At 34.3% G+C, this 24,858-nt stretch carries 25 protein-coding genes; 5 read left to right on the forward strand and 20 right to left on the reverse strand.

What is annotated here, in order from left to right:
- Positions 1 to 247: 247 nt before the first annotated feature.
- The 3 genes from NYE52_RS11705 to NYE52_RS11715 all read right to left on the reverse strand — a co-directional run bounded on the left by NYE52_RS11705 (position 248) and on the right by NYE52_RS11715 (position 2,956).
- Positions 248 to 1,510, reverse strand: a complete 1,263-nt coding sequence (locus tag NYE52_RS11705; RefSeq protein WP_341193221.1) for a glycoside hydrolase domain-containing protein — start codon at positions 1,508 to 1,510, stop codon at positions 248 to 250.
- 116 nt (positions 1,511 to 1,626) lie between these two features.
- Positions 1,627 to 2,580 carry an L-lactate dehydrogenase gene (locus tag NYE52_RS11710; RefSeq protein WP_341193222.1) on the reverse strand — a complete coding sequence of 318 codons (954 nt, stop codon included), beginning with the start codon at positions 2,578 to 2,580 and terminating at the stop codon, positions 1,627 to 1,629.
- A gap of 157 nt (positions 2,581 to 2,737) precedes the next feature.
- The gene (locus NYE52_RS11715) at positions 2,738 to 2,956 is read right to left on the reverse strand and encodes a hypothetical protein (RefSeq protein WP_341193223.1); all 219 of its coding nucleotides are present in this window, start codon (positions 2,954 to 2,956) and stop codon (positions 2,738 to 2,740) included.
- A gap of 190 nt (positions 2,957 to 3,146) precedes the next feature.
- On the opposite strand from NYE52_RS11715, the gene NYE52_RS11720 reads away from it, so the two are divergent.
- Positions 3,147 to 3,668: a GNAT family N-acetyltransferase gene (locus NYE52_RS11720; RefSeq protein WP_341193224.1), complete on the forward strand. Its 522-nt coding sequence runs from the start codon at positions 3,147 to 3,149 to the stop codon at positions 3,666 to 3,668.
- A 41-nt stretch (positions 3,669 to 3,709) separates the two neighbouring features.
- On the opposite strand, the gene NYE52_RS11725 is transcribed toward NYE52_RS11720, so the two are convergent.
- Positions 3,710 to 4,549 (reverse strand): TIGR03943 family putative permease subunit, encoded by an 840-nt coding sequence (locus tag NYE52_RS11725; RefSeq protein WP_341193225.1) that lies wholly within the window; start codon positions 4,547 to 4,549, stop codon positions 3,710 to 3,712.
- 14 nt (positions 4,550 to 4,563) lie between these two features.
- Positions 4,564 to 5,430, reverse strand: a complete 867-nt coding sequence (locus tag NYE52_RS11730; protein ID WP_341193226.1) for a permease — start codon at positions 5,428 to 5,430, stop codon at positions 4,564 to 4,566.
- A gap of 210 nt (positions 5,431 to 5,640) precedes the next feature.
- Here NYE52_RS11730 and NYE52_RS11735 point away from each other — a divergent pair, with 210 nt between their 5' ends.
- The 3 genes from NYE52_RS11735 (at position 5,641) to NYE52_RS11745 (ending at position 8,606) form a co-directional block, all read left to right on the forward strand.
- Positions 5,641 to 6,897, forward strand: a complete 1,257-nt coding sequence (locus tag NYE52_RS11735) for a polysaccharide deacetylase family protein (protein WP_341193227.1) — start codon at positions 5,641 to 5,643, stop codon at positions 6,895 to 6,897.
- Between the two features lie 166 nt (positions 6,898 to 7,063).
- Complete coding sequence (locus NYE52_RS11740) at positions 7,064 to 7,960, forward strand: phosphotransferase family protein (RefSeq protein ID WP_341193228.1); 897 nt, start codon at positions 7,064 to 7,066, stop codon at positions 7,958 to 7,960.
- A 268-nt stretch (positions 7,961 to 8,228) separates the two neighbouring features.
- Positions 8,229 to 8,606 (forward strand): rRNA methyltransferase, encoded by a 378-nt coding sequence (locus tag NYE52_RS11745; RefSeq protein ID WP_341193229.1) that lies wholly within the window; start codon positions 8,229 to 8,231, stop codon positions 8,604 to 8,606.
- 512 nt (positions 8,607 to 9,118) lie between these two features.
- Here the strand turns inward: NYE52_RS11745 and NYE52_RS11750 are convergent.
- The 5 genes from NYE52_RS11750 to NYE52_RS11770 form a co-directional block, all read right to left on the reverse strand.
- On the reverse strand, positions 9,119 to 9,775 hold the full coding sequence (locus NYE52_RS11750) for a DUF975 family protein (protein WP_341193230.1): 657 nt from the start codon (positions 9,773 to 9,775) through the stop codon (positions 9,119 to 9,121).
- Positions 9,776 to 10,106: 331 nt separating this feature from the next.
- Positions 10,107 to 11,324, reverse strand: coding sequence for a threonine synthase (locus tag NYE52_RS11755; protein ID WP_341193231.1), 1,218 nt, complete (start codon positions 11,322 to 11,324; stop codon positions 10,107 to 10,109).
- Between the two features lie 148 nt (positions 11,325 to 11,472).
- Positions 11,473 to 12,777: a UDP-N-acetylglucosamine 1-carboxyvinyltransferase gene (gene murA, locus NYE52_RS11760; protein ID WP_341193232.1), complete on the reverse strand. Its 1,305-nt coding sequence runs from the start codon at positions 12,775 to 12,777 to the stop codon at positions 11,473 to 11,475.
- Positions 12,778 to 12,805: 28 nt separating this feature from the next.
- Complete coding sequence (locus NYE52_RS11765; RefSeq protein ID WP_341193233.1) at positions 12,806 to 13,588, reverse strand: DeoR/GlpR family DNA-binding transcription regulator; 783 nt, start codon at positions 13,586 to 13,588, stop codon at positions 12,806 to 12,808.
- Between the two features lie 220 nt (positions 13,589 to 13,808).
- Positions 13,809 to 14,405, reverse strand: coding sequence for a DJ-1/PfpI family protein (locus tag NYE52_RS11770; protein ID WP_341193234.1), 597 nt, complete (start codon positions 14,403 to 14,405; stop codon positions 13,809 to 13,811).
- A gap of 163 nt (positions 14,406 to 14,568) precedes the next feature.
- On the opposite strand from NYE52_RS11770, the gene NYE52_RS11775 reads away from it, so the two are divergent.
- Complete coding sequence (locus NYE52_RS11775; protein ID WP_341193235.1) at positions 14,569 to 15,633, forward strand: DmpA family aminopeptidase; 1,065 nt, start codon at positions 14,569 to 14,571, stop codon at positions 15,631 to 15,633.
- A 147-nt stretch (positions 15,634 to 15,780) separates the two neighbouring features.
- Here NYE52_RS11775 and NYE52_RS11780 read toward each other — a convergent pair whose 3' ends face one another.
- The 10 genes from NYE52_RS11780 to NYE52_RS11825 all read right to left on the reverse strand — a co-directional run bounded on the left by NYE52_RS11780 (position 15,781) and on the right by NYE52_RS11825 (position 24,742).
- Positions 15,781 to 16,248: a MarR family winged helix-turn-helix transcriptional regulator gene (locus NYE52_RS11780; RefSeq protein ID WP_341193236.1), complete on the reverse strand. Its 468-nt coding sequence runs from the start codon at positions 16,246 to 16,248 to the stop codon at positions 15,781 to 15,783.
- Positions 16,249 to 16,462: 214 nt separating this feature from the next.
- Entirely contained in the window at positions 16,463 to 17,542 is a 1,080-nt protein-coding gene (locus tag NYE52_RS11785) for an alpha/beta fold hydrolase (RefSeq protein WP_341193237.1), read from the reverse strand.
- A 429-nt stretch (positions 17,543 to 17,971) separates the two neighbouring features.
- Positions 17,972 to 18,415 carry a GNAT family N-acetyltransferase gene (locus NYE52_RS11790; RefSeq protein ID WP_341193238.1) on the reverse strand — a complete coding sequence of 148 codons (444 nt, stop codon included), beginning with the start codon at positions 18,413 to 18,415 and terminating at the stop codon, positions 17,972 to 17,974.
- Between the two features lie 123 nt (positions 18,416 to 18,538).
- Positions 18,539 to 19,105, reverse strand: coding sequence for a nitroreductase family protein (locus tag NYE52_RS11795; RefSeq protein WP_341193239.1), 567 nt, complete (start codon positions 19,103 to 19,105; stop codon positions 18,539 to 18,541).
- 107 nt (positions 19,106 to 19,212) lie between these two features.
- Positions 19,213 to 19,830, reverse strand: coding sequence for an NUDIX hydrolase (locus NYE52_RS11800; RefSeq protein ID WP_341193240.1), 618 nt, complete (start codon positions 19,828 to 19,830; stop codon positions 19,213 to 19,215).
- Between the two features lie 18 nt (positions 19,831 to 19,848).
- On the reverse strand, positions 19,849 to 21,021 hold the full coding sequence (locus NYE52_RS11805) for an ABC transporter permease (protein ID WP_341193241.1): 1,173 nt from the start codon (positions 21,019 to 21,021) through the stop codon (positions 19,849 to 19,851).
- Positions 21,011 to 21,727 (reverse strand): ABC transporter ATP-binding protein, encoded by a 717-nt coding sequence (locus NYE52_RS11810; protein WP_341193242.1) that lies wholly within the window; start codon positions 21,725 to 21,727, stop codon positions 21,011 to 21,013. Before NYE52_RS11810 ends, NYE52_RS11805 begins: the two co-directional genes overlap by 11 nt.
- A 190-nt stretch (positions 21,728 to 21,917) precedes the next feature.
- Positions 21,918 to 22,580, reverse strand: a complete 663-nt coding sequence (locus tag NYE52_RS11815; RefSeq protein WP_341193243.1) for a DUF975 family protein — start codon at positions 22,578 to 22,580, stop codon at positions 21,918 to 21,920.
- A 179-nt stretch (positions 22,581 to 22,759) separates the two neighbouring features.
- Positions 22,760 to 23,791 (reverse strand): glyceraldehyde-3-phosphate dehydrogenase, encoded by a 1,032-nt coding sequence (locus NYE52_RS11820; RefSeq protein WP_341193244.1) that lies wholly within the window; start codon positions 23,789 to 23,791, stop codon positions 22,760 to 22,762.
- A 153-nt stretch (positions 23,792 to 23,944) separates the two neighbouring features.
- Positions 23,945 to 24,742, reverse strand: a complete 798-nt coding sequence (locus NYE52_RS11825) for a protein phosphatase 2C domain-containing protein (RefSeq protein ID WP_341193245.1) — start codon at positions 24,740 to 24,742, stop codon at positions 23,945 to 23,947.
- Between the last annotated feature and the right edge of the window lie 116 nt (positions 24,743 to 24,858).

Genomic DNA, 24,858 nt, shown 5'->3' on the forward strand with positions numbered 1-24,858 from the left:
TAAATCCATTGTATCCTGCAGAAAAAAAAGGCAATTTTACTTAATCTAGAAGGTTCTTATAAATATTGGAATGATGCATTAAGCATTTATTTTAAGTTCCTTCCACGTTCTTTCTTTAGCCGTCAAAAAACTCGTTTACTCATTTAGTAAAATAAGTAGCCCAATTAACAAAACAAAATGTTTTTAGGCTACTTTTAACAAAAAAACATCTTACTTTCCGATGAATCGTTAGTAAGATGTAGGCTTATTAATGTTTCCATAATACATCTGTTAGTTTACTATCAAACAGATTCGTATCTATATTACAAGTCTCATCATCAATACCATATTGCCATCCATAGGCAAGGGAACCTTCTGGAGCATCCACTTTATATTCTGGGGCATCCTCTTCGGTAGTAATTCCGATGTTTGGAGAAGCAGACCATAGATAAGTGTTTTCCTTTATTTCTCCCTTATTATCTGCTGCTTCATTAAAAGCATTTGTTAGTGCCTCTCCTGAATCAAAAATACCATAAATAGCAGGTTCATAAGAGGATTTGCTAACTTCATCATACCAACCCTCTATAAAAGCTGCGTCGACTGGATAGTTTGGCTCTATGTCAGCAAAAATCGCAACACCATCAGGAGCACGAAGATCATTAGCTAATGCAATTGCTTTTTTCGCTTCACTAACACCATTATCATAGCCAGTTGCATCTGTAAATCCGTTATAGATAAGAAGTATATCTGCTTCATTGGAGTGAATTAACTCCACTTGATCGGCTGTCAAACCATGTGAAACACCATCATTTGTACCTAAATAGCGAGCCACAACCTTCGGATCACCAAAATTGTCTCTCACACAAGCATAGAAATCCTCTGTTGTTTCACTTGCTGAATCAATTCCCCATATATAGGAAGTTTCACCATTATCTTCGGTATTTCCGTTATTATCCCCGTTATTTCCATCACTATCTTCATTGTTATTATCCCCGTTACCGTTTGTATTCCCGTTATCATTGTTGGGGCTTTCTTGTTTTCCATTGGTATTTAGTTCATTTGTGACATTCACATCAGCCGTTATATCTAAATCATTTAATATTTTATTTGCTAATTCTGCTTTGTTATTGGAGAGAATATTATTGGTAATCGTATTATTTGTCGTACCATTTACCTGTCCTTTTAATAGGTTCTCAATGGCGTTATTAATAGTAACGGATGCTTCATTTTCTGCCTTATTTTCAATTTTATTATCAATGGATGCATCCTTGTCCTCTAAATCAGTAGTTACCTTATTATCAATCGTTGCTTTGGATTCACCACTCACAATATTTTGAATATTGTTTGTTACAGAAATATTGACATTTCCTTGGCCGCTTTCCGTTGTAGCATTACCTTGTGAATTGACTGAATTACTTGGTTCCTTGTCCGCCTCCACACTATTAGTATAAAAAAGCAAAACAGTAACAATCCCGGAAAATAGAATCAAGAAAGTAGCAGCTGCTATAAGAAGGTATTTCTTCCAATCCATTCTGTCACACCTTTCCTAATTTACTTACCATATAAAGTATGTAAACTAGAATGTTTGGGTGTGGGCTCTAGTTAGTTAATGGAGGAAAAAACACCTTCTGAAATGATAAAAAAATGCTATTCGTTAAAATGTGGGTTTAGGATCCCTTTTAAAATCATTGCACTTTGATGAAATTTTTCTTGCTCATCCTCAGCTAGCTCCAATTCCACGACCTCGCGTATTCCTTCTCTATTAATGACAGCAGGGACACCGATATAAACATCTTTCTCTCCATACTGACCATCTAAATATGCCGAAACGGTTAACACACTATTCTCATTGCTTAAAATAGCTTTTGTTATTCGCACCAGTCCCATAGCAATACCGTAATAAGTCGCTCCTTTTCCTTCAATGATTTTATAGGCAGCATCTCGTACATTAACAAATATTTCGTCTAAGTCCTCCATTTTATAATCAGGTGATCTTTTCATTAGCTTATAAACAGGAATACCTGCAACATCTGCTGAACTATATGCGGGTAGCTCACTATCCCCATGTTCCCCAATAATATAAGCATGAACGCTAGTTGGAGCCACTTTAAAATAATCACCCAGTAAAAAACGAAAACGCCCTGTATCTAAAATGGTACCAGAACCAATAACTTGATTTTTGGGAAGGCCACTATATCGCCAAGTCGCATATGTCAAAATATCTACTGGATTTGTTGCAACTAAGAAAATCCCATGAAATCCACTTGACATAACTTGTTCCACAATCGATTTAAATATTTTTAAATTTTTTTCAACTAAATCAAGCCGTGTTTCCCCAGGCTTCTGATTCGCTCCTGCACAAATTACAACTAGGTCCACCTCTGCACAATCTTTATACTCACCATATTTTATATTTATTGGGTTAGGGGCAAAGACCTTCCCATGATTTAAATCCATAACATCCCCATATGCTTTATCTTTATTAAGATCAATTAACAATAACTCATCAACAATCCCTTGATTCATTAACGCGAAAGCATAGCTTGATCCTACAAATCCAGTACCAATTAAGGCAACACGACTAACTTTATTCCTAAGCATGATTTATTCTCCTTTTTTACATAGATTACTAATTAGCGTTTGTTTTTTCTTTGTGAAATATGTATACAACAATAACGAGAGAGGTAGGAAAAATAAAGGCTATAGGTTTTCTAGACAAAAAAAGAGAGACCACTAAAAGCATCTCTACATACATTTTCTAGCGTCTTCTTTTTTTAGGGTCTACTGCAAGTGCCGCTTTTTTTACTATCTTTTCAAACTCTACATTTGCTTGATAAACATCTTCTTTTACTTGTGTAACCGTAAGAATCTTCCCTTTGCGTCCTTTAATTTTTATTTCCTGATCCACATTCGGTATTTCTTGCCGTAACTGGGTTAATACATTCGTGCTATTTTCAAAAAAGTGAATAGTTACCATCTGTTATTTTCACTCCTTAATCGAATTTTTCTCATAGTAAAATAAATATGATTTCCGAAATAAATTAGAACGAAAAACAAAATAGAAAGATTGGGACAAGTTTTCAGATCTAATGAAAAAGATTACGAACCAACTTCCCATGTCTTCCTATATAATAAGAGAAGAATATATAAAGGTGAGGGAGCCATACATGAAAATTTCCTTTAAAAAAATAGGAGAACCAACAGATAAGCTGATTTTATGTTTAAATAAATGGGAGAATGACCCAAAGCTAATACCATTAATCCATCCTTGTCGAAATAAACAGGATATAGAAAGCTATGTATTAATAACGACAGAGGAAATAAAAAAACGATTACTTAAGTATCATATGTACGAAATATATTTAGATAATGTACTGGTAGGTGAAATGAATTATACCGTTGATCCAGTCCATTTGTATAAAAAAGAAAAAGGGACTGCATGGATTGCCATCACAATTGGGGAGGAACTGGCAAGAGGGAAAGGAGTAGGCTCCACTTCGCTTAAATATTTAGAAGAACAGATAAAAAAACAGGGCTTAAAAAGAATTGAATTAGGCGTATTCGAATTTAATAAAGGTGCTCAAAAATTATATAACAAGCTAGGATACCGAGAAATAGGAAAAAATAAACAATTCACCTATTACCAGGATAGAATGTGGGACGATATCCGAATGGAAAAATATATATAAAAAAGAGGGAATGCTATGCAAAAGCTAACATTCCCTCTTCTTTAATATTGTCGATATACATAAGGATCATTTGGCTCATTTATTGATTTCCAATCTGTAACTTTAAGAATCGGAATAGTTTTCTTAAACGGTTGATAATAAATTGTTTCAAGTTTTCCTGTTACTTGTAACCACTGATCATTATCTTTTTTCATATCGTCTGGTATATCCAGAAGCATCCCAAACACCCCAGCATCCGCGATACAATGGATAATGCCAAATCGCAGCAAGAAAAGCTGATTATTCATTAAATCCTCTTCATTATACGAAAAACCAGTAATGGTTATTTCTCGATCCATAAATTGTCCTGGATAATTATAAATCGTTTCTAAATCATTTAAAAAATTATCTTCTCCCAAAGTAATTTTATTTAAATTCTTAATTTTATCTAGCCCCTTATCCATTACTTCTGCATATCCTTCTTTTCCATAATAGCTGCTTGTATTCGGCTGTAAGAATTGATGCTGACTATACTCATCCCCTTCATCATAGGCAGGGAAATACAAGCCTTTTTTCTCCACTATATTGGAGTCAAGGGTTGCTACTGGAAGCATTAGACCAGTTAGGATTGGAAGAATCAATGTTCCAATCGTTAAACCACGTTTCCACCAGCTATTTTCTTCATGAGAATGATCACGTCCACAATGGTCACATGAATCATGGCTATGTTTATCCTTTTTCACATAGTTATAGACACATATAATCGTAAAGAGGACAAATATATAAATGGCTGATTCCGAAATATACGAATATTTCATGTTAATATATTTCGAAATATCGCCAGTTGCATGTAAATGTAAAAATAAATAAGTAAAGCCAATTAACACAAATATCCGAAGCATAATTTTTCACCTCTTTATAGAAAAATGGTTACAAGAAACACAATAATCGTAATTAGGCTTGTTAGTAAGATAACAAACTTAGCTTTAAACGTGCTTAAAAGCATCAATGTATTCTTAATATCTAACATTGGACCAAATACAAGGAAAGCCAATATAGAGCCTTCAGAGAAGCTGTTTCTAAAGCTCGCTGCTACAAAGGCATCTGCTTGGGAGCAAAGACTTAAGATATAGGCAAGTCCCATCATAACTAAGTGAGAGGATGCCTGCCCATGACCGATTGATACAAGGGTAGATGTCTTTACAAATGTTTGCACAGCGGCAGCAATAAAGGACCCAATAACTAAGTATTTTCCAACAGAGAAAAATTCGTCTATCGAATGTTTAAACATCGCTTCGATTCGTCCTTTAAAAGAATGATAATGTGTATGTTCTACTACTTGATTCTTTAAAGGAGATTGTTTCACTGTTTTTTGCAGAGCAAGTCCTATAAGTATCGAACAAATAAGCGCCACCACAGACCGAAGGATAACCATTCTCCAGCTATTTCCGAAAGCAACATATGTGGAGAAGATAACTACTGGGTTAATAATCGGGCCAGTTAGCATAAAGGCAATACTTGCTGGAAGTGGTACACCTTTCAAGATTAGTCGTCTAGTAATGGGAATAATACCACATTCGCATGCTGGGATAATACTTCCAACGAAAGAAGCAAATATAATCGCCAGAATCGGATTCTTTGGCATAATTTTTGCGATAAATTCTTCTGAAACAAAGATTTGAATGATTCCAGAAATAAGAACCCCAATCAATATAAAAGGTAATGCTTCAATAATGATACTGATAAAAATCGTATTTAATTGTAATAATGTTTCCATATTCATTTTTATAAAACACCTACTTTTTTGGTAAGAATACATGAGTCCATTATTATAAGGAACATTTATTAAAATCAGATGAAATCAGATGAAAACATATAATACATACACTAGTGATGCTAATTTGTTATTGCAAACGAATACAATTGCCCTTACAGTAAATAGTAGCAAGGGTAAAATCAGGAGGGAAGGTGACCAAATCTGAAGACAAAGCTTTTGGTCTATTTGATTGTATTATTTCAGATGTTTATCAGTGTTGCATGTAGTTCTCAGCAACCAAAAGAAACAGAAAATCTTAAGCAGAGTGAAACAAATCAGGAACAAAAAAAGATGGATATACTTTCTGACTATTTAGCTGACCTAGTAGAAGTGGCAAAAAAAGGGATGACAGATACAAGTCCCTTTAACGTCTTTTCCAATACGATGGAAGAAGTAGAAAAGCAATGGGAAGAGCCGGTTAAAACAGACCAGGTAGGAAATGGCTATTATGCTGTCTATGAGGAAAAGGATACCGTGTTTGGATTTACTGCAAAAGGTGATATTTACGATATTCGTTCTTATAAACAGCAATTAAATGCAATCTCCTTATCTGATTTAAAAAAAGAATTAGGGGAACCAACAGAAATTAGAGCAGGAGAGGGAGAACAAATAATTGTTTATACCCTTACAAAAGATATTCAGCTCAAGTTTATCATCCTAAATGAAACCGAAAAAGTGGACCATGTATCAGTTTATAATGAAGCTAGACTCGAAGAAGCTGATTATGTATTAGATATAAAAGGAAACTCTAATCAGCTTACAAACAAGCAATGGCGAGTGATGCAAAACTGGAGGAGTGAAATCGTGAAATTCAAAGAGAATCAGCCTAATTTATATATAAATGGACGAAATGAAAAGAAGATTTCTTTAACCTTTGATGATGGTCCTGACGAAATCGTTACACCACAAATTATAGAAATATTACATGACTATAACGTGAAAGGAAATTTTTTCTTTATTGGCAGTGAAGCAGAAAAGTACCCACAAGTTGTAAAGAACGCCTATGAAAACGGAAATTTAGTAATGAGCCATAGCTATCATCATGTTGATTTGACTACTTTAAGCAACGCAGAACAAGTAGATGAAATAACTAAAGCTGGGCTTGCTATTCAAAAGATTATTGCTAAAGAGCCGGCAATGATTAGACCACCGTACGGGGAAACAAATGAAAGCTTAATCGAAAATGCCAAAGATAAAGGCTACTCGGTGATTATTTGGTCAATCGATACACTGGATTGGTCACAAAAGGATGCGAATAATATAATCAAAAATGTTTTAGATCATTTACGTAACGGCGATATAATTTTAATGCATTCCGATTCGGAAAAAACGGAAACAGCAAAAGCATTACCTAAAATCATTGAAGCTGTTCAGCAACAAGGATTTGAAATTGTTGGCTTGGATGAATTATTAGGGGTAGAGGCATATAAGTAATAAGAAATTCTGTTTAGTTGTAAGGAAAGGAAGAAGGCTTAAGGGAGATTACTTTTACTTCTTTCTTTTGAACAGTTCTATTGATCTTTCTTTTTACTATCATTTAGAAGGGGACAGTATGGTTACGGAAATCCTTGATTTAATAACGTAAGAGAGGCTAAAGGGAATGAAAGAAAAGGAATTGCTTGCATATGTTAAAAGTTATTTTCCCTATTTAGCAATGGAGGAAGTAACAGCAAATAATAGCGGATGGGATAACGATCTATTAATTATTAATAATAAATTAGTCTTTAGGTTTCCTAAATCTGAAGAAGTGGCAGCTAAAGTAAAAACAGAAGGGGAAATTTTAACAGCAGTAAAAGAGAGAAATCCTCTGTTGCTAATACCTGAATATGAGTATATGCATGAAGGTGACAAGGTGAAAGGGGTCAAATATCCACTGATTGAAGGAAAATCTTTATCTGTATATCCTCCTAATGTCATTACACGAAATCTTGAGAACGCACGATTGCTTGGTGATTTTCTAACCAAATTACATAGTATCGAAATAGAAGAGTTAAACAGGAGAAAGCTAACAATCCTTCATAGCCATTCTTATTGGGGGTCCTTATACAAAAAAGTAGAAGAGCAAGTGTTTCCTTTTTTAAAGATTAAACAGCGAGAACAGATTTCTCATGTATTTATAAAATTTCTAGAGAGTTATGAAGCCATTTCTGCTAACAAAGTCATCATCCATGGAGACTTAACGACCTCTAACATTATTTATAATGAACAAAGGGAGAGGATTAGTGGCATTATTGATTTTACCGATGCACAAATAGGAGACCCCGCTTTTGATTTTGCGGGTATTTATTGGTCATACGGTCCAGACTTCACAAAGAATGTATTATCCTGCTATCAATCTTATGAAAAAGCAGAAGCCATCTTACAAAGAGTAAGTAAATTTTATGGGCTACAACCAGTATTTCATGAATTACTTTATGCACTCGAAAATCAGCGAATTATAAACTGGGAAACAGCTTTAGAGAGGTTTACTTTTCTCTATCGTCATACTAATTATTAGATGAAAAGAGGGATATCGGTAAGGTTTCCCTACACAGAAGCAAGCAATATAAATGAGTCATTTCCGTATAGGAATGAAAGAAATCGAAAGCACGTTAGCTAAAATAATACCGATTATACGGTGCAAGAACATTTGTTCCCAACTGGAATAATCGGCATTATATCTTTTTTACATGTTATAACAAAACTAGAACTGCTTAATAATACATATTATTATATAATAATATATGATTTGAATGATTATTATCCATTCATAGGAGGATTTAAAATTGTGGAGATTAGTAAACGGTAAATTAATTCAAGAAACGGATCAATCAAGGGTTAAATTTAGAACAAATATTAGCAAGGAAATCATCAATGAATTAAATCAAATGGCTGAAGAAAATGATACGCATATTAATTATTTAATTGAAAATGGTCTTAGAAATTTACTAGCAAATAAAACGATTCAATTCTCAAAAGAATCCAGACCTAAGGATCGCGTTCAATACAAAACAACTTATGACAAACAATTACTAGAAGATGCGAAGCAATTTGCAAAATCAAATCAACTGTATATGAATGATATCTTAGAATACAGTACAAAATTTATCGATTTACATGATATTAAAGATAAACAGTATAAGAATAGAGTAGAGAGAATGTAGTATTTACTATATTCTTATATTTATCATAACGCCCCGAACATAATATATATTATACACAGTAATTAAAATAAAAGAAAACTACGTCTCAAATCAAAGTATACTCTAGATAGTGAGACAAAATAAAAAAATTTATCTTAAATATAGTCTTATTTAATCACTCAGCTTTAATCCAATTCTTCACTATTTTTCATATACTAAATCCATTTATTTAGTTGATTAAATATTTAATGACAATCGATCCTTATATTAGCCGTGAGCTTATTCATAAACTTATACATTTCATTGCGTTTATAGCCATCTGAAATTTACTCCAAGTTTATAATCAGATTTCTTTTCCATTTTCCCAATACTATATAAATACTATTATTCGTTAATCTATAAGGCTATTCAGATGCTGGACATTTCAATTTCTACACTTATTCTCTCTCTTCTAGTTTACATAACAATAAAAAACCCAGAAAACTGATTTAGCATCTGCTTTCTGGGTATCTCTATAAACTATCCACTGAAATTTAAAGTGTTTCTTTATCTGAGATTAAGTTATGATAAAAAGTAGCATTAGCAGTATAGTAATATGGCGTTAACCATAAGAATCCAATCCCTAATGATAATAGACATAAAAAAGCCCAACCAATAAAGCTTACGTTTAACAAGAAGAATTTCCATTTGTAGCCATCCATTCTTCTTCTGCTTTCTGTAATTGCTTCAAATACCGATAATTCTGGATGATCCTTTAAAATCATAAATGTCTGTGAATATGCTAGCCCTTTGATAATTCCCGGAATTAATAATAATAAAGACCATAAGAATGTAAATATACCGACCATGATAGTAGTACCAATTGCTTTTAGAGCTAATTTTGCATCCGTGTATATCGTAAAAACCTGCGGAATTTCAGGACTTTTTTCTCTAACGATATCTAGATAAAACCAACTAATAGCAACAGTTAATGGGATTAAAATAACACTAATAATGGCATTTAATATGGTTGCCAGTGGTGGTGTGTAATCTTGATTAAACCAATTTACGATTCCTCCACTAGCGTAAACCTCAATCGAGAAATTTATTACCGTACTTAAAATAAAATATAGGAAAGTAAGTCCTACTACTTTTCCCCATTCCCCTTTTAACGATTGTCTTGCTTCATACTTAATTTCTGAAATTTTCAATTCATATCCTCCTTTATGTAAACAACAGCCGATCTTATTTGCTGTCCATTTCATTATAGCGATTTTTTTGGAATATTAAAGGTTTATTTGATAAATATTCCAAATATAACAATTTGATGCTCTTTTTAACGCCCTCTCTATTCCTCCTTTTTGTACTTTTCATCTATCATACGATTTTTTTATAGAAAGGTTTCACTATTTTTACGATGCTTATTTAATAAATTACCAAAATAATAGGTTAGAATAGATAAAACCGCCGATAAATTGGCGGTTTTATTGAATTTAACTAATTTAATTTTCTACTATTAATCCTTATACTATTAACAAACGATTAATTTTTAATGCTTTCACCTGGCTGTAAAGTTGGAATATTTGAAAGTTCCACCGTTTCTGGATATTTTATTCCTGCGCCTGTATTTAAACAAACGACAACCTCTTCTTCTTTAATCCAGCCTTCTTTTCTTAACTTTTCAGCAGCTGCAAAGGTTGCTGCTCCTTCTGGACAAATAAAGTTCCCTTCTAGCTCTGCGACTAACTTTTGGGCAGCGAGTAATTCGTCTTCTGAAACAGCAACAGCGCATCCATTAGACTTATACAAACTTTCCAATACTAGAAAATCGCCTAATGCTTTAGGTACATTTATACCGAAAGCACAGGTCTGCGAATTCTCATAAAACGTAGACTCTGTTTCCCCTTTTTTCCAAGCTTCTACAATAGGAGAACATCCTTCTGCTTGTACTGCGACTAATCTAGGAAGCTTGTTGTCTGCTATCCAACCGAGTTCTTGCATTTCTTTTAACGCTTTATATATACCGATAATACCAACGCCACCACCTGTTGGATATAAGATCACATCGGGAACCTTCCAATTAAATTGCTCCACAATCTCATATCCCATCGTCTTCTTTCCTTCGATTCGGTATGGTTCTTTCAAAGTAGAAGCATCATAAACTCCTTTTTGAGCAACTAATTGGCCAACTATTTTGCCCGCATCACTTATTAGTCCCTCTACTAAATGCAAATCTCCACCGGCTATATAAACTTCTTTTCTTGTAATAGCAGGAGCATCGACAGGCATGACAATAGTTGCTTTGATATTCGCCTTAGCAGCATAAAGTGCCCAAGCTGCACCCGCATTACCATTTGTAGGCATTGCAAGCTGTTCTACCCCAAGCTCTTTCGCTTTTGAAATTCCAACACTTGCTCCTCTTGTTTTAAAGGAACCGGTTGGAATGATTCCCTCATCCTTTATGTATAAATTAGCAAGCTGATAATGCTCACCTAATCTTGGCATTTTTTCTAATGGTGTGCACCCTTCTCCTAAGGAAACGACATTTTCTTCTGCTGTTACTGGTAGAAGTTCATGATAGCGCCATAAACTTTTTGCGCGCCTTTCTATTTTCTCCTTTGAAACATGTTTCTTAGCTTTCTGTAAATCATAGCGTACTAGTAAGGGAGATCCACATTCACAAAGCTGTTGAATTTTTGTAACCTCTAATATTGCCTGACATTTTGGACATTCTAAATGGGACACATAGCTAAAAGTCATTGTTTTCCTCCGATATAAAAGTAATAAACTAACAAAAAAACCAAAAGAGTCCTATAAAAAGACGCCTTTGGTTTTTCCAATCAGCAAGTGTTATTATTATTTATCTATCATTATATAAAAAATAGTCCGATTAGACAATTTCGCTTTACTAATTAATTTTTTTTAGTTCTTCTATCAAAATATCATTCGTAATCTCGTCAGAATGATGCAAAGTAATATTTGCTCCTAGGCTATTAAATGCTGCTACCGCATTATCATATCCACGTTCTATATGTTCCATTCCAGTAATTACTGTCTTTCCTTCCGCAATAACCCCTGCAAGCATAAGACAAATTCCAGCTCTGACATCAGAAGCATGGACTAATGCACCGTGCAGTGACGATTTTCCTTTTATATGAGCAACTCCATTTGCTACCTCAATGCTCGCTCCCATTTTATTCAACTGATATACATGATTAAATCGATTCGGATAAACCGTTTCCCGAAGCGCACTTTTCCCACTCGCTTGTGTTAATAATACGGTTAAAGGCTGCTGCAAATCCGTCGGAAACCCTGGAAACATAGCAGTTCTTACTCTTGTCGCTTTAATTCTACCATCTAAAAAAGATGTAACATTATTTTCTTTTATTTCAATACCTACACCAATCTCTTTCAATTTCATAATGCAGGAGGTAAGATGTTCTGGAATAATATCTTTTACAGTAATCGTGCCTCCTGTAATCCCAGAAGAAATCAGAAATGCTCCTGCAATAAGGCGGTCAGGAATAACGCTGTAGGTACAGCCATTTAATTGCTTAACACCTTTAATTTTGATTGTATCTGTACCTGCACCGATGATTTTTGCACCCATTTGATTTAAAAATAACGCAGTATCTGTTACTTCTGGATCTCTTGCCGCATTTAATAAAATCGTTTCCCCTTCAGCTAATACCGCTGCTAGCATACTATTAATTGTTGCGCCTGATGTGATCGTATCAAAATAGATGGTCGCACCTTTTAATTTAGAAGCCTCTACTTCATAATAATCTTTGAAAAAGGTGAATGTTGCCCCTAATTTTTCTAAAGCCTTGATATGTTGGTCAATTGGTCTACTTACAAAATCATCCCCGCCTGGATAGCCGAGTGATACTTTTCCAAATTTAGCGAGTAATGCTCCAATAAAGTAATAAGCTGTTCTGAATTTACCAGACTTTTCAGGTTCTATGATTGTATTATTTATTTTAGTAGGATCAATATGAACGTCCCCTGTACTGTCTCGATACATCACACATCCAATTTCCTCGCCAATTTGACGAAGCACACCAAAATCTGCGATGTTTGGGATATTCTTTAAAATTACGGGTTCACTAGCTAAGCATGCTGCTGCAAGAATTGCGAGCGAGCTATTTTTCGAACCTGGTACGGTTAAGGAACCTTCTAGCTTTGAAGGTCCTTCTATGTTCATCCATCTCATTATGAATCTCCTATTCCTCTCATTCTAATCAATGTAAATCCGCAAAAATAATTTGCGTTCTTTTCTTTTTTATCTCTTGAATTATTTTTTCCGGAGCCCCTAAATCTGTGATCAGGATATCTATATCCTCCATTGGTATAGATTGCATAAACATTTCAAGCCCTATCTTTTCATGGGGAGCAAGGCATACTACTTTATGTGCAACACTGGAAACGGTCTGAGCAAATGCTGCAGCTTCGGGAGTAGAAGTACTAATTCCCTTTTCATTAATGCCTCCTCCTGTTAAAAAACAAATATCTAAAGAGAATTTACGCATCATTTCCATAGCAAGACAATCTATCATACTACCAGATGAAACCTCCCTTAATTTTCCTCCGATTAGATAAGCACTTATATTTTCTTGTGTTCTAATATGTTCAGCAATCTTTAAGGAATTTGTGACGATTGTATAAGGGATATCCTTTGGCAAATACTTTATCATTCCATAATGAATACCTGCTCCTCCAAGAAAAACAGTATCATTTTTTTTTATAAAAGAAGCTGCTAATTTTGATATAGCATTTTCATGTGGAGCCCCTACTCCATATCTGATTGATTCTTTCTGTGGCATTGTTCGTACTTTAGGGGTTGGTCCATGAAGAATAGCACCACCATATGTTTTTTGAAGCAAGCCTTGTTCTTCCATAATCGTTAAGTCTCTTCTTATCGAATCAAGAGACATCTCAAATTGACTTGCTAAATCTTTGGCTATTACTTTGCCATCTCTTTCTATAAGTTCTAAAATTCTTTTTCTTCTTTCCTCCGCTAACATACTCTTCCCTTTCACATTAAGATATAAATTTATATTATTCCGTTTCATTAAGCATTGTCAATCTTATTATTCATTTTTCTTCTTTTTTATTCCGTATTGTTCATTTTTCCCGCACTAAGAACATATGTTCCTAACTTATTTAACAATCATGTTTATGTATTGCTATATAAAAAAATTGCTGCATAAAAGCAGCAATTTCAATCTGTACTGTTTCTCTGTATTAAAGTGGTATATCATATTCCATTCGCTTCGCAGTTTCTTTCATCAATTTAGCTCCTACTAAACGCTTTCCAAGATGAAAAGACATATTAATTCCTGCAGAAATCCCCCCTGAAGTAATAACATTTCCTTCATCCACAAACTTAACATTTTTTACTACATTCACTTCGGGATACTCCTTTTCTAATCTGTCTAGGCTTGCCCAGTGTGTTGTAGCTTTCTTCCCATCTAATAAACCTGCTTTTGCTAGCAATAATGCACCAGTACAAACAGAAGTAATAAATTGCACCTCTTCCATTTGCTGTGATATCCAATGGATGACGCTTTCCTTCTTTATTTCGCTCTCTCTTGCCCCAAGACCCCCTGGAATGATTAAAATATCAAAGGATAGCATCGTATCAAAGCTATAATCAGTGTGTACCTTTAAGCCATTTCTCGCATAGATCATTTGCCCGTTTTCTGAAATGGTATGCACAGAAAATGGTTTCGTTCCATCTTCTCTTGTCGTGACAGAAAATACTTCAAATGGACCTGCGAAGTCTAGCACCTCTACATCATTAAATAGAAAAATACCTATTTCCCACTGTTTATTGTCCATTCTTCCCCTCCCTGTTTTTTGCTTGATTCCTATAAAGATAAGCTTTTCCTTCATCATTATAGCGAATAATCCCATTAAGAGGAGCTAAAGCAAATAATAAACTTGAAAAACTTCTAATTTTTTGAAAAAATAAAAAGTATATAAAAGGAAGGCGGGCTAATGGATGAAAACACAAAAAAGACTGCGAGATTACGGAATAACAATCGGTAGATTAGAAACAGGCAGTAAAAATGCGATTACGGATGTCGAGGGCGTTACTGTTGGTCATGTTACATTGAATAATGGTGATATCCAAACAGGCGTTACGGCCATTCTGCCACATCAAGGAAATGTTTTTAAAGAAAAAGTAATCGCTGCAAGCCATGTAATTAATGGTTTTGGCAAAACGATGGGCACCATTCAAATCAATGAATTAGGGACAATCGAAACGCCTATCCTTTTAACAAACACATTAAGCATTGGAACTGCAGCTGATGCATTAATTGAATATATGCTCGAACAAAACGAGGAAATTGGCAGATCAACTGGCACCGTCAACCCAATTGTGTGTGAATGTAATGATATGTTTTTAAATGATGTACGAGCACGAAACATTACAAAAGAACATGTTTTCGAGGCAATCGCTAATGCGTCTCTCGAATTTGAAGAAGGCTCAGTTGGTGCGGGAAGAGGGATGCTTTGCTATTCATTAAAAGGGGGAATTGGGACGTCCTCACGACAAATGACGTTGGAGCATGGAACATATACAATCGGTGTGTTCGCCCTTACTAATTTCGGGATATTAAGTGATTTAACAATAGCCGGGAATCCAATCGGACAAGAGTTAAAAGAGCATCTTCTTCAAGCAAAAAAAGATAAAGATCAAGGTTCTGTCATTATTATTGTTGCAACAGATCTTCCGGTGTCAGAGAGACAATTAAGCCGAATTATTAAGCGAGCCGTTTCTGGCCTTTCCCGTACTGGGTCCATCATTACAACTGGTAGCGGTGAAATCGTCATTGGTTTTTCAACAGCAACAAAAATCCCACACGAAAAACCCGCTTTTAGCGTTCCCGTTTCGACAATCCATGAAGAGGATATTGATTTGGCTTTCAGAGCCGTTGGTGAGGCAACAGAAGAAGCAGTGCTCAACTCCTTAATCACCGCAACCCATGTAGTTGGTCGAGATGGAAATGAGCGACCAGCTCTTAAAGATTTATTAGAAAAGTTCCAGATAAGTCTTGATTGAAAAATCTCTTTGCTGAAATAGGTTTCCTAGTTAGGTGGAGGAATGTCTTAAATGTAAGGCATCCCTCTTTTTAGCAATAATAATTATAAGATTATCGTAATAGAACCTTTCATTATTATTTTTTGCCCATTTAGGTTAAAAAATTTTTTAAAGGTTCATCTCTTTCTTTTGTTTTCCCATGTTTTCATCATAAGAAAAATCTCTTGCCCTATTACTGATTTTATCTAGTACTTTGCAAAATGTTTCCACTTCTTCGTGATTTAGTCCATCTAATGTGTAATCAATCCATAACTTATTTATTTTTTGTAACGATTGAAAAAGTCTTTCTCCTGATGCTGTTAGATATAACTCCTTCTCTCTTTTATCTAAGGAAGAAGGAACGACTCTTACAAATCCTTTTTTTTGCATATTTTTCACTGATCTTGCTATTGCTGCTTTATCAATCGCTAAAACATTGGATAATTCCTTCTGAATAATTCCCTCTTTCACTCCAATATTAAACAGAAAGATACTATCAGAATAAGAAAGATCTTCACCAGATAATGATTTTGTTGAATAGCTTAAAAATGTTCGGTTTAATATCCCAAATGCCTGAATAATTTTTTTATAATCCATAATTTCTGTTTATAACATAGCAATTAGCTTTGCTATGCCCTCCTTCATTTTCTTTTCTTCAGTTCCATTTTCCTAATAAAATCGACTTTATTCAACTACTATTTTTTCAAGCTTAGTTAGCTGCTCTTTCAGCCTTGAAAATTATTCTATTCTCTAATGTTTATCTATACCATAAACCCCTCACTTAAAACATAGTAAGGGGCTACATTAACGATTAATTGTCTAAAAAGAAATCTTCCACTATTTGAACGAACTGATCTGGAACTTCTAGGTTTGTAACATGTGCAGCGTCAACTCTTACATATTGAATATCCTTTACTAATGAAACTGCACGGTCTGCCTGCTCTTGTGACATAGCTCCATCAAGAATTCCGTTTTCCGTAATATCAAAATTAGCATGAATTAAAAGGGTAGGGCATTTTATTTTTTGCAGTGCTTCCGCATGATCAAATCCTTCATTCCATGTTCCTACGTGAAATGAAGCCCCAAAGTTTGGATTATAGTAATCCATTCCCCTTATCATTTCTTGGACGGATGCCGGAAGAAAAGGGATGGACACTGGTTGTCCTGGATTCGCATCTTTATAACTAGTTACAACAAATTCAACTATTTGTTGGGAAAAGGGCCCCGTGTATTTGTCGAAGAATTCTTTACTATTTTTCATCCAATAATTCAAATAATTACTATCGCCTTCATTAACTGCATTATAACTAGATGTAAATAGTTTATCTGCAACAGTTCTTTTTATTTCTGGATATTCTGAAGAAAATAAAGGCGGATCTTCCAAAACAATAGCTCTTACCAATTCTGGTTTGTTAGCTGCCAACCATGTTGTTAATAACCCACCTGATGAATTACCTGTCACAAAAGCTGGTTCCTGAATCACATTTTCAATAAAATTTGCTAGATCAGCACCTATCTCATTAGCAGAAAATTTATAATCAGCAGGTACCTTTGTTTTCCCATGTCCTGGATAATCAACTGCGAATAGATGAAATTTTGTAGATAATTCAGGAAGTACTTTACTATACGTGTACCAATCTAATGTCTGTGCATGTAATAAAAGTAGTGGTGGTCCATTATCAGGACCTTCAGCATAATTAAATGTTACATCTCCTACCTTTATCGTCTTTTCCAATATACCTGCGTCAGCAAGTTTCTGATCATCTGGATTTTTATAGTGATTAATATAGATTAACAATCCAAAAATCGCAATTACAACAATAAGAACAAACGTTGTAATAATAAATAAAATAAGTTTCCATTTTGTGTCTACCATATTGTTAAAATTCATTCGTCTTTCTCCTTACTTAGATGACTTAGTCAACTATTCCCTGTGATTTAAAACAACTATGAATTTTTTATTACCTATAATTATCGTCCCAATAAAAAAAAATTCAATTCTTATATGGAAGATTATGTTTAGTGTATAAGTTCCAATTCAATTTATTTCGTTTCTGAAAAATAGATGACTTAGTCAATCATCTAATATAAATCTCCTTTTGTCAACTGATACCTTAGTACCAAATAGGTTTAATTAAATCAAAAACAATTTTTGGTACTAAAAGCTTTTAACAGTTACTAAACAACTTAAAAACCTCTATTAATACTAGTAGAGGTTTCGTTTAATAATTTACATTTCACATACACATTTTTTATTCCAATACTTTATGTCTAAGCATTCGGAAGTAGCTTTATTAAACCGCTCTTTATAGTTTTAAATTTATAATTTCTTCGTCATATATACACGATTGAATCCATCTTCCGTCCGGCGATCTGTTTCAACAAACCCAATCTTAGGGTAATATTCAAGATTTTCGCTCATTAACTCATTTGTATATAAGCGAACTTCCTCTAAATTTCTTGTCTCAGCATACTCGATTGCAAATTCTATTAATTTACGTCCAATTCCTTGTCCTTGAAATCTCGGATGAACCGCTAAATTTTTTAATAACAAATAGTTTGTCTTCGGAATAAGCACGATTAGACCTTTTAACTCCTCCTTCTCTAATACTACATGAACAACTCCATTTGCAATAAGTTCTGAATAATTCGTTACCATAGAAGCTGGTTTTTTGCCTAATCTCGATATATACATGCTGTAAGCTGTATTTACACACTCAGATATTGCTTCTAAATCATTACTTCTTGCCAAATGAATATTCATAAATATCTCCTCCATAAATATGGCTATTTGCTCAGTACTAATTAGAGAAAGAAGGAAATTATAATGAAAGTTTAATTTGCTTCTATATCCTTTCATCACAATATACGGTTAGCATAATATTTATTATTTAAATTTCCCCACAAAAACCGACTCACTTAACGGACGACGATTGGAAGGCAGTTCACGTGCTTGAAAATCTTCTGGTAATGCTTCCTTTTCTCCTTGATATCCAATGGCAATTGCTACTTGAACATTAAATTCTTCTGGAATATTTAACACTTCTCGTGCTTTTTCCTTATCAAATCCACCAATAGCATGAGTTTTCAATCCTTCTTTGATTGCCTGCAACGATAAGAATCCCCATGCAGTCCCACTATCAAAACCATCCATCCGATTTTGCTTATCTGAAATAAGCACTGCTAACACAGGAGCATTTTTACACCATTCTAAATTTCTTTCAAAAATAAAAGAATGGAATAGTTCGCGTTCTGCTTGAGTACGAGCAACGATAAATCGCCATGGCTGCGAATTATTGGCAGAAGGCGCCCAGCGAGCTGCTTCGAAAACACGCATTAACACTTCTTCTGGCACTTCTTTTTCTAAAAACGAACGGGGAGACCAACGATTGATAAACATAGGATCAATCTCATAGTCTGGTTGACGAAATTTTTGTATTTCTTTTTCCTTCATAACTAACCATCCTCAAAATTTATTTCATTTCCCTTTCCATTTTAATTATTTCAAAATTACAAATCAACTAATTGATTTCCTTAAAAAAATGTCCATTATAGATGGGCTTAATCAAAGTAAGCAGGCTCCTCTGGATTATGTAAATGCTTAAAAGCTAATAGAATTTGTGATTCTGTGTTCCTTGGTATGGAAAGAGACGGAAGTTCATTTTCCGCAAAAAAATCGACAGAGCTAGTTTCGATCCCTTCTTTTGCCTCTCCCCCTATAATCTCGCATTGAATAAACATTTTATATACATGATATGGAGATGGTGGATGAGGATGACATTTCTTATCCAATACCCCAATTAATTTAACGGCTTCTACATCAAAACCAGATTCCTCTTGGACCTCTTTTATTGCGACTTCTGCTGGTGTTAAACCAATATCTCCCCATCCTCCTGGTAGCGCCCAGGACTGATCCGTTTTTTCTTTTACCATTAAAATTTTCTCATCCTTAAAAACGACCGCTCGAATATCCACTTTTGGAGTAGCATAACCAGTTTCATTCGCAAAAAGCTCACGAATGATGGTTGTATCGACTTTTGTAAATTCTGACATAATGTCCACACTAATATTTCGAATGGATTCAAATCTTTCCAAATCATATATATCTTTTGAATACGTTAAGCCTGCTTGAGCAATCGATTGAAGCTGCTTTGCCCATTGTAACCATTGTTGTTCCATATTACGCCTCCCATATTTTTAGACAAGGCCGATCATTGCCTTTAACAGCCAAACTACAGTGTAAAATAAGATAATGACGCATAATGCTAGAACTAGCATTATCCAAACGCCTCTTTTCCTTGCGATAAAATAAAAATCACGATCCATATATTTGTTCATTAATGGATGATACTGACAGACTTTATTCCAAAGTGAAATAAGCCATCCATACATCATAAAGCAAAAAGCAATAAATATAGTTATTTTTAGCCACATGGGCGGAAGGAGAATAATTGCCCATGTTGTACTATTAATCAACATAAAATAGCCATATAAATAACTTGAATTTCGAACCACAATTTTCATGAATAATTCAATCAAAGCATTAATCGGAGTACGTTTTTTAAAAATCCGTTGAGAATTCCGGAAAAGTAAAGGCTTCTTTCTTCTTATTACCACTGGCTTTTCTAGTTGCGGTGCAGCCATAAAGATAAATTGCGTAAGATTCGTTTTTCGTTCTTGCTCCATTGCAATATGCATGTCAAGAGAACCTATCTTACTTATCGCTTTCAAACTTAAGATAATCGATAAAATAAGTATCACAATAGAAATAGCATATACTGGAAAATGATAACCATTAACTACTATACTATATATCCATTGACTAAACCAATTAAATACTAGAAACGAGAAAAGCAAAATGACACTTTTTTGAAAAGTAGAAACAATTTTTCGGATTTGATATTTCAGAAATAGCAGACACGCTTGTAATGAACTAAAGTAGACAAATAAGACGATAATCTCCTGCCAGCTTAACAAATAATAATGGAGCAGAAAAGGCAGAAGACAACCAATCCCTGCACATAGGACAAGAATTTGTTGAAGAAAAGAATAAAGATAAGCCCTTCTTTTTAATCCTCTTAACAAATCCTGATTCTTAACCAAAAATACTTTGTCCGCTTCCACAATAAAGGTACGTATATTTCCAGACCATGATAAAAGGTAAAGTACAAAAAACGGTATGATAAAAGGTATGTTATCAAGCCATACAGGCAATTCCTTCCACCATGAAAGATAAATGGCTATACAAAAAATAAGGGCAGGAATAAGAATATATAAGACTACCGTCCAATCTGTCACAGAACGAAAAACCTGACTTTGAAACTTCCAATTTCTTATTACACGATGATTAAATAGCTGCCTACTTTTCATTTTTAGAACCTTCAGCTAACATATGAAAACAATCATACAAGGAGCCATCAGGCAAATGACACTGTCTTCGTATATCCTCTAGCGTTCCTTTTGCAACAAGCTGTCCATCATGAATCATAAGAAATCGATCACATATCTTTTCTGCAGTATCTAATACATGTGTCGACATGAGGATTCCCGCCCCACGCTCTTGTTCCATTTCAATCGATTCTAGGAATAGCTTCATCGCATTTGGATCAAGGCCCATAAATGGTTCATCGATAATATATAATAAGGGATTTGTTATCATCGCAAGAACGAGCATCGCTTTTTGCTGCATTCCTTTTGAATATTTCGTAGGGTTTTCATGTGCATGTTCCAATAGCTTGTACTTATCTAATAACATATTTGCCTTTTCTTTATAAGCTTTTTCTTCTAAACCTTCCACTGCAGCAACAAAATCAAGATGTTCCCATAAAGTTAATTCATCATAAAAAATGGGCCTTTCTGGTAAATAAGAATAAGTGATATCATCGTTGTACGAAATTTCTCCATCTAAATATTCCATTAAACCAAGCAAACTTTTAATCGTTGTACTTTTCCCAGCTCCGTTTGGCCCTATTAAGCCAACCAACTCTCCTTTTTCAATTGCGAAATGAATGTCCTGAATGATTTCTTTCTTTTTCTCATAGCCAGCTTTTTCTATCTCTACACGTAAAAGAGACATACCCAAATCCTCCCTCTCTAATTACAAGTATTTACGAATAAAGATAGGAAAAAGTTTCTATCTTTTTTAAAAAAGTCTAATTTTTCCCAAAAAGATAAACTTCTATATAAGAAAATTAGGACTACTTAACATAGTCCCATTCCAAAAAATTGATTTACGAAGCTCCACTGCCATTGAAGGGAAAGACACTTTAAAGTTCTATTACCTCTTTTTCCGCAATATGATTTTGGTAAAAAGTAGCATTGGAAGTATAAACATAAGGAACTAACCACAGAAAGCCAATTCCAATGGAAAGGATACATAGAAGTCCCCAGCCAATAAAGCTTAGATTTAGCAAAAAGTACTTCCACTTGTATCCATCCATTCTTCTTCTACTTTCAGTAATTGCTTCAAAGATTCCATACTCTGGATTATCCTTTAGTAAAAACATCGTTTGCGAATAAGCTAACCCTTTCATTATCCCAGGAATAAGTAACAATAAAGACCATAGAAATGTAAAAATGCCAATCATAATATTTGTGCCGATAAGCTTCACAGATAGTGCAGCATCTGTATATATTCTAAAAACTTGCGAAACTTGTGGACTTTCAGAACGTACAAGGCTTAAATAAAACCAAAGAATTCCTATAGTCAACGGAATAAACAGGAGATTGATGATAAAATTAACCAAATCAGCCCCAGCAGAAGATGATTGCTGATATAGCCAATTATGTATTCCACCACTAAAGAGAATATTAATTAGTGTCGTCAGAACCAAACTAATAAGGAAATAAATAAGGCTTAATAAGACACCTTTTCCCCAATATCCTTTTAAAGCATGCCTTGCTTCTGATTTAATTTGTTTTATTTTCATTTCCATTCCTCCTCTAATCCATTTTTGAACACTATCCTCCTTTCATTCCTACATATAAATATGCGTGATATTTCCATTTATGAGGAAGAATTATCATGAAAAAATATAAAAAAAGATAGATGCATTCAGGTAAATTACCTGTCTCCATCTATCCCTTTATCTATTAAGCTAGCTTTCTCTTACACAGCTTGACTATCCATTTTTACTCGCATCTTGCTGCCTACAAGCTTAACCAAATCTACAACTCGATTAGAATAGCCCCATTCATTGTCATACCATGCCAGTATTTTCACTTTATTTTGTCCGATAACCATTGTCGATAAAGCATCAATGGTAGCTGATTGGGTCGTTGTATTAAAATCAACAGAAACTAAAGGTTCCTCCGTAATAGCAAGAATTCCTTTCAGTTTTCCTCGTGATGCCTTCTCAAATGCTTGATTAACAGTTTCTCTCGTTACATTTTTTTCTAAATCGACGACTAAATCTACTAAAGATACATTCTGTGTTGGCACTCTTAACGCCATTCCATGAAGCTTTCCTTCTAAGTGTGGAAGAATTTGTTTCAAAGCCTTAGCAGCACCTGTCGATGTGGGAATTATATTTTGCCCACAAGATCTTGCTCGGCGTAAATCATTATGTGGATTATCAATATTGTTTTGATCATTTGTAAAGGAATGAATCGTTGTCATTAATCCATTCTTTATCGTAAAATGTTCATCTATAACCTTAGCAACAGGTCCTAAACAATTGGTTGTACATGATGCATTCGAAATAATATGATGTTTATCTATATTTAAACTATCATCATTCACTCCCATTACGATGGTTGCATCAGCATTTACACCAGGAGCGGTAAGCACCACTTTTTTCGCGCCGGCTCTTACATGTAATGCCGCTTTATCTCTATGATTAAATTTTCCAGTGGCCTCTACCACGATATCTATATCAAGTTCACGCCATGGTAATTTTTCTGGATTCCGATTATTCACTAATAGAATCTCTTGACCATCTATCAGAATCGAATGATCCTTAGCGACCACTTTACCAGGAAATTTTCCATGAATTGTGTCATACTTTATTAAATGTGCTATCGTTTCAGAAGGATAACTGGCATTAATAGCAGTAATATGTATATTTTGATCATTAATAGCATTCCTAAGCACCATTCTTCCGATTCTCCCAAAGCCATTAATTGCAACTGATATTGTCATATAATCCGCTCCTTTTTAATTATGTTATACTAATTAATCATAAACCTTAATAAGTATAACATAATTAAAATAAAATACACCTTATTTATAGAAATAAGATGTATTTTTCTTCTAACTCGGATTATAGAAAGGATTAACGTTCCTATCTCTTTACTAAAAATTACTTGGAGTTGTCGCTTCTTTTTTATTTCGTACAAACCAAGAAATAATAGTTGTGCTATCACGAACATTTTTATTTTTTATATCCTTTAACAAATAATAGACGCTCTCTTGATTAGATAATGTTTCAAATCCACGAAATATAGATTCCATGCGATGATAATCCGTATTAGGGCATTCGATTAGTCCATCTGTGGTGAGGAAGATATGTGTTTTTCCCTTTCTTAATTCTTTCACACCTAGATTATAGGAGGGAACTTCTTGATGGAAGGTACTATTTTGCCCAATCCATTCATAAAAGCTTCGATGATTTTGCTGATATTCTCCTAATCTTGAAAGCTCTGGATGATTTAATGCGAGTATACAGTCCCCAATCGATAACCACCATAAATAGTTTCCTTTTCGAACAACGATTAAACATGCAGTTTTTCCTTGAATTCTTTTACATTGCTCTAGAAACTCCTTGCTGGCGAAATGGTTTAAGAAAAAGGAAGTAATTTGTGGGAATACTTTATTTAGCGGTAATTGCAGAATTGTTTTTATCTCCTCTTTTTTTTGATCCAAGCTTTTTATCACTAGTTCTGCGCTTTGTGCAGTGTCATGTGCATCTAAAAGGATCGCTAGTTCCCAATCATCTTGTTCATTTATCCAGATTAAGCAACCGTCTTCATTTTTATATTGACCTACAGAAGAATTCCCTCCGAATCTGCCTAATACTAGATTATTTTTCAGCTGAAGAATATTAATTTCATCCACAAAATGCTTGTCGCTCCCTATCCATTTATATTCCATATTGCTCTTCCTCACATATAAAGCAGCATTTAGCCATTTCCCATTCCCCCTATGATAAAAATGGATAGAAAACCTTTTGTTTTCGCTGACAAAATCACAAAACATTACGAAAAAAC

This window comes from Niallia sp. FSL W8-0635 (genome assembly GCF_038007965.1).
In the GTDB taxonomy this organism is placed as follows: domain Bacteria; phylum Bacillota; class Bacilli; order Bacillales; family Cytobacillaceae; genus Niallia.

What these genes read in the sequence shown, in the direction of transcription:
- NYE52_RS11705 (WP_341193221.1), bottom strand. Translation starts at nt 1,510, where the DNA reads ATGGATTGGAAGAAATACCTTCTTATAGCAGCTGCTACTTTCTTGATT.
- NYE52_RS11710 (WP_341193222.1), bottom strand. Translation starts at nt 2,580, where the DNA reads ATGCTTAGGAATAAAGTTAGTCGTGTTGCCTTAATTGGTACTGGATTT.
- NYE52_RS11715 (WP_341193223.1), bottom strand. Translation starts at nt 2,956, where the DNA reads ATGGTAACTATTCACTTTTTTGAAAATAGCACGAATGTATTAACCCAG.
- NYE52_RS11720 (WP_341193224.1), top strand. Translation starts at nt 3,147, where the DNA reads ATGAAAATTTCCTTTAAAAAAATAGGAGAACCAACAGATAAGCTGATT.
- NYE52_RS11725 (WP_341193225.1), bottom strand. Translation starts at nt 4,549, where the DNA reads ATGCTTCGGATATTTGTGTTAATTGGCTTTACTTATTTATTTTTACAT.
- NYE52_RS11730 (WP_341193226.1), bottom strand. Translation starts at nt 5,430, where the DNA reads ATGAATATGGAAACATTATTACAATTAAATACGATTTTTATCAGTATC.
- NYE52_RS11740 (WP_341193228.1), top strand. Translation starts at nt 7,064, where the DNA reads ATGAAAGAAAAGGAATTGCTTGCATATGTTAAAAGTTATTTTCCCTAT.
- NYE52_RS11755 (WP_341193231.1), bottom strand. Translation starts at nt 11,324, where the DNA reads ATGACTTTTAGCTATGTGTCCCATTTAGAATGTCCAAAATGTCAGGCA.
- murA (WP_341193232.1), bottom strand. Translation starts at nt 12,777, where the DNA reads ATGAGATGGATGAACATAGAAGGACCTTCAAAGCTAGAAGGTTCCTTA.
- NYE52_RS11765 (WP_341193233.1), bottom strand. Translation starts at nt 13,588, where the DNA reads ATGTTAGCGGAGGAAAGAAGAAAAAGAATTTTAGAACTTATAGAAAGA.
- NYE52_RS11770 (WP_341193234.1), bottom strand. Translation starts at nt 14,405, where the DNA reads ATGGACAATAAACAGTGGGAAATAGGTATTTTTCTATTTAATGATGTA.
- NYE52_RS11775 (WP_341193235.1), top strand. Translation starts at nt 14,569, where the DNA reads ATGAAAACACAAAAAAGACTGCGAGATTACGGAATAACAATCGGTAGA.
- NYE52_RS11780 (WP_341193236.1), bottom strand. Translation starts at nt 16,248, where the DNA reads ATGGATTATAAAAAAATTATTCAGGCATTTGGGATATTAAACCGAACA.
- NYE52_RS11785 (WP_341193237.1), bottom strand. Translation starts at nt 17,542, where the DNA reads ATGAATTTTAACAATATGGTAGACACAAAATGGAAACTTATTTTATTT.
- NYE52_RS11790 (WP_341193238.1), bottom strand. Translation starts at nt 18,415, where the DNA reads ATGAATATTCATTTGGCAAGAAGTAATGATTTAGAAGCAATATCTGAG.
- NYE52_RS11795 (WP_341193239.1), bottom strand. Translation starts at nt 19,105, where the DNA reads ATGAAGGAAAAAGAAATACAAAAATTTCGTCAACCAGACTATGAGATT.
- NYE52_RS11800 (WP_341193240.1), bottom strand. Translation starts at nt 19,830, where the DNA reads ATGGAACAACAATGGTTACAATGGGCAAAGCAGCTTCAATCGATTGCT.
- NYE52_RS11805 (WP_341193241.1), bottom strand. Translation starts at nt 21,021, where the DNA reads ATGAAAAGTAGGCAGCTATTTAATCATCGTGTAATAAGAAATTGGAAG.
- NYE52_RS11810 (WP_341193242.1), bottom strand. Translation starts at nt 21,727, where the DNA reads ATGTCTCTTTTACGTGTAGAGATAGAAAAAGCTGGCTATGAGAAAAAG.
- NYE52_RS11815 (WP_341193243.1), bottom strand. Translation starts at nt 22,580, where the DNA reads ATGAAAATAAAACAAATTAAATCAGAAGCAAGGCATGCTTTAAAAGGA.
- NYE52_RS11820 (WP_341193244.1), bottom strand. Translation starts at nt 23,791, where the DNA reads ATGACAATATCAGTTGCAATTAATGGCTTTGGGAGAATCGGAAGAATG.
- NYE52_RS11825 (WP_341193245.1), bottom strand. Translation starts at nt 24,742, where the DNA reads ATGGAATATAAATGGATAGGGAGCGACAAGCATTTTGTGGATGAAATT.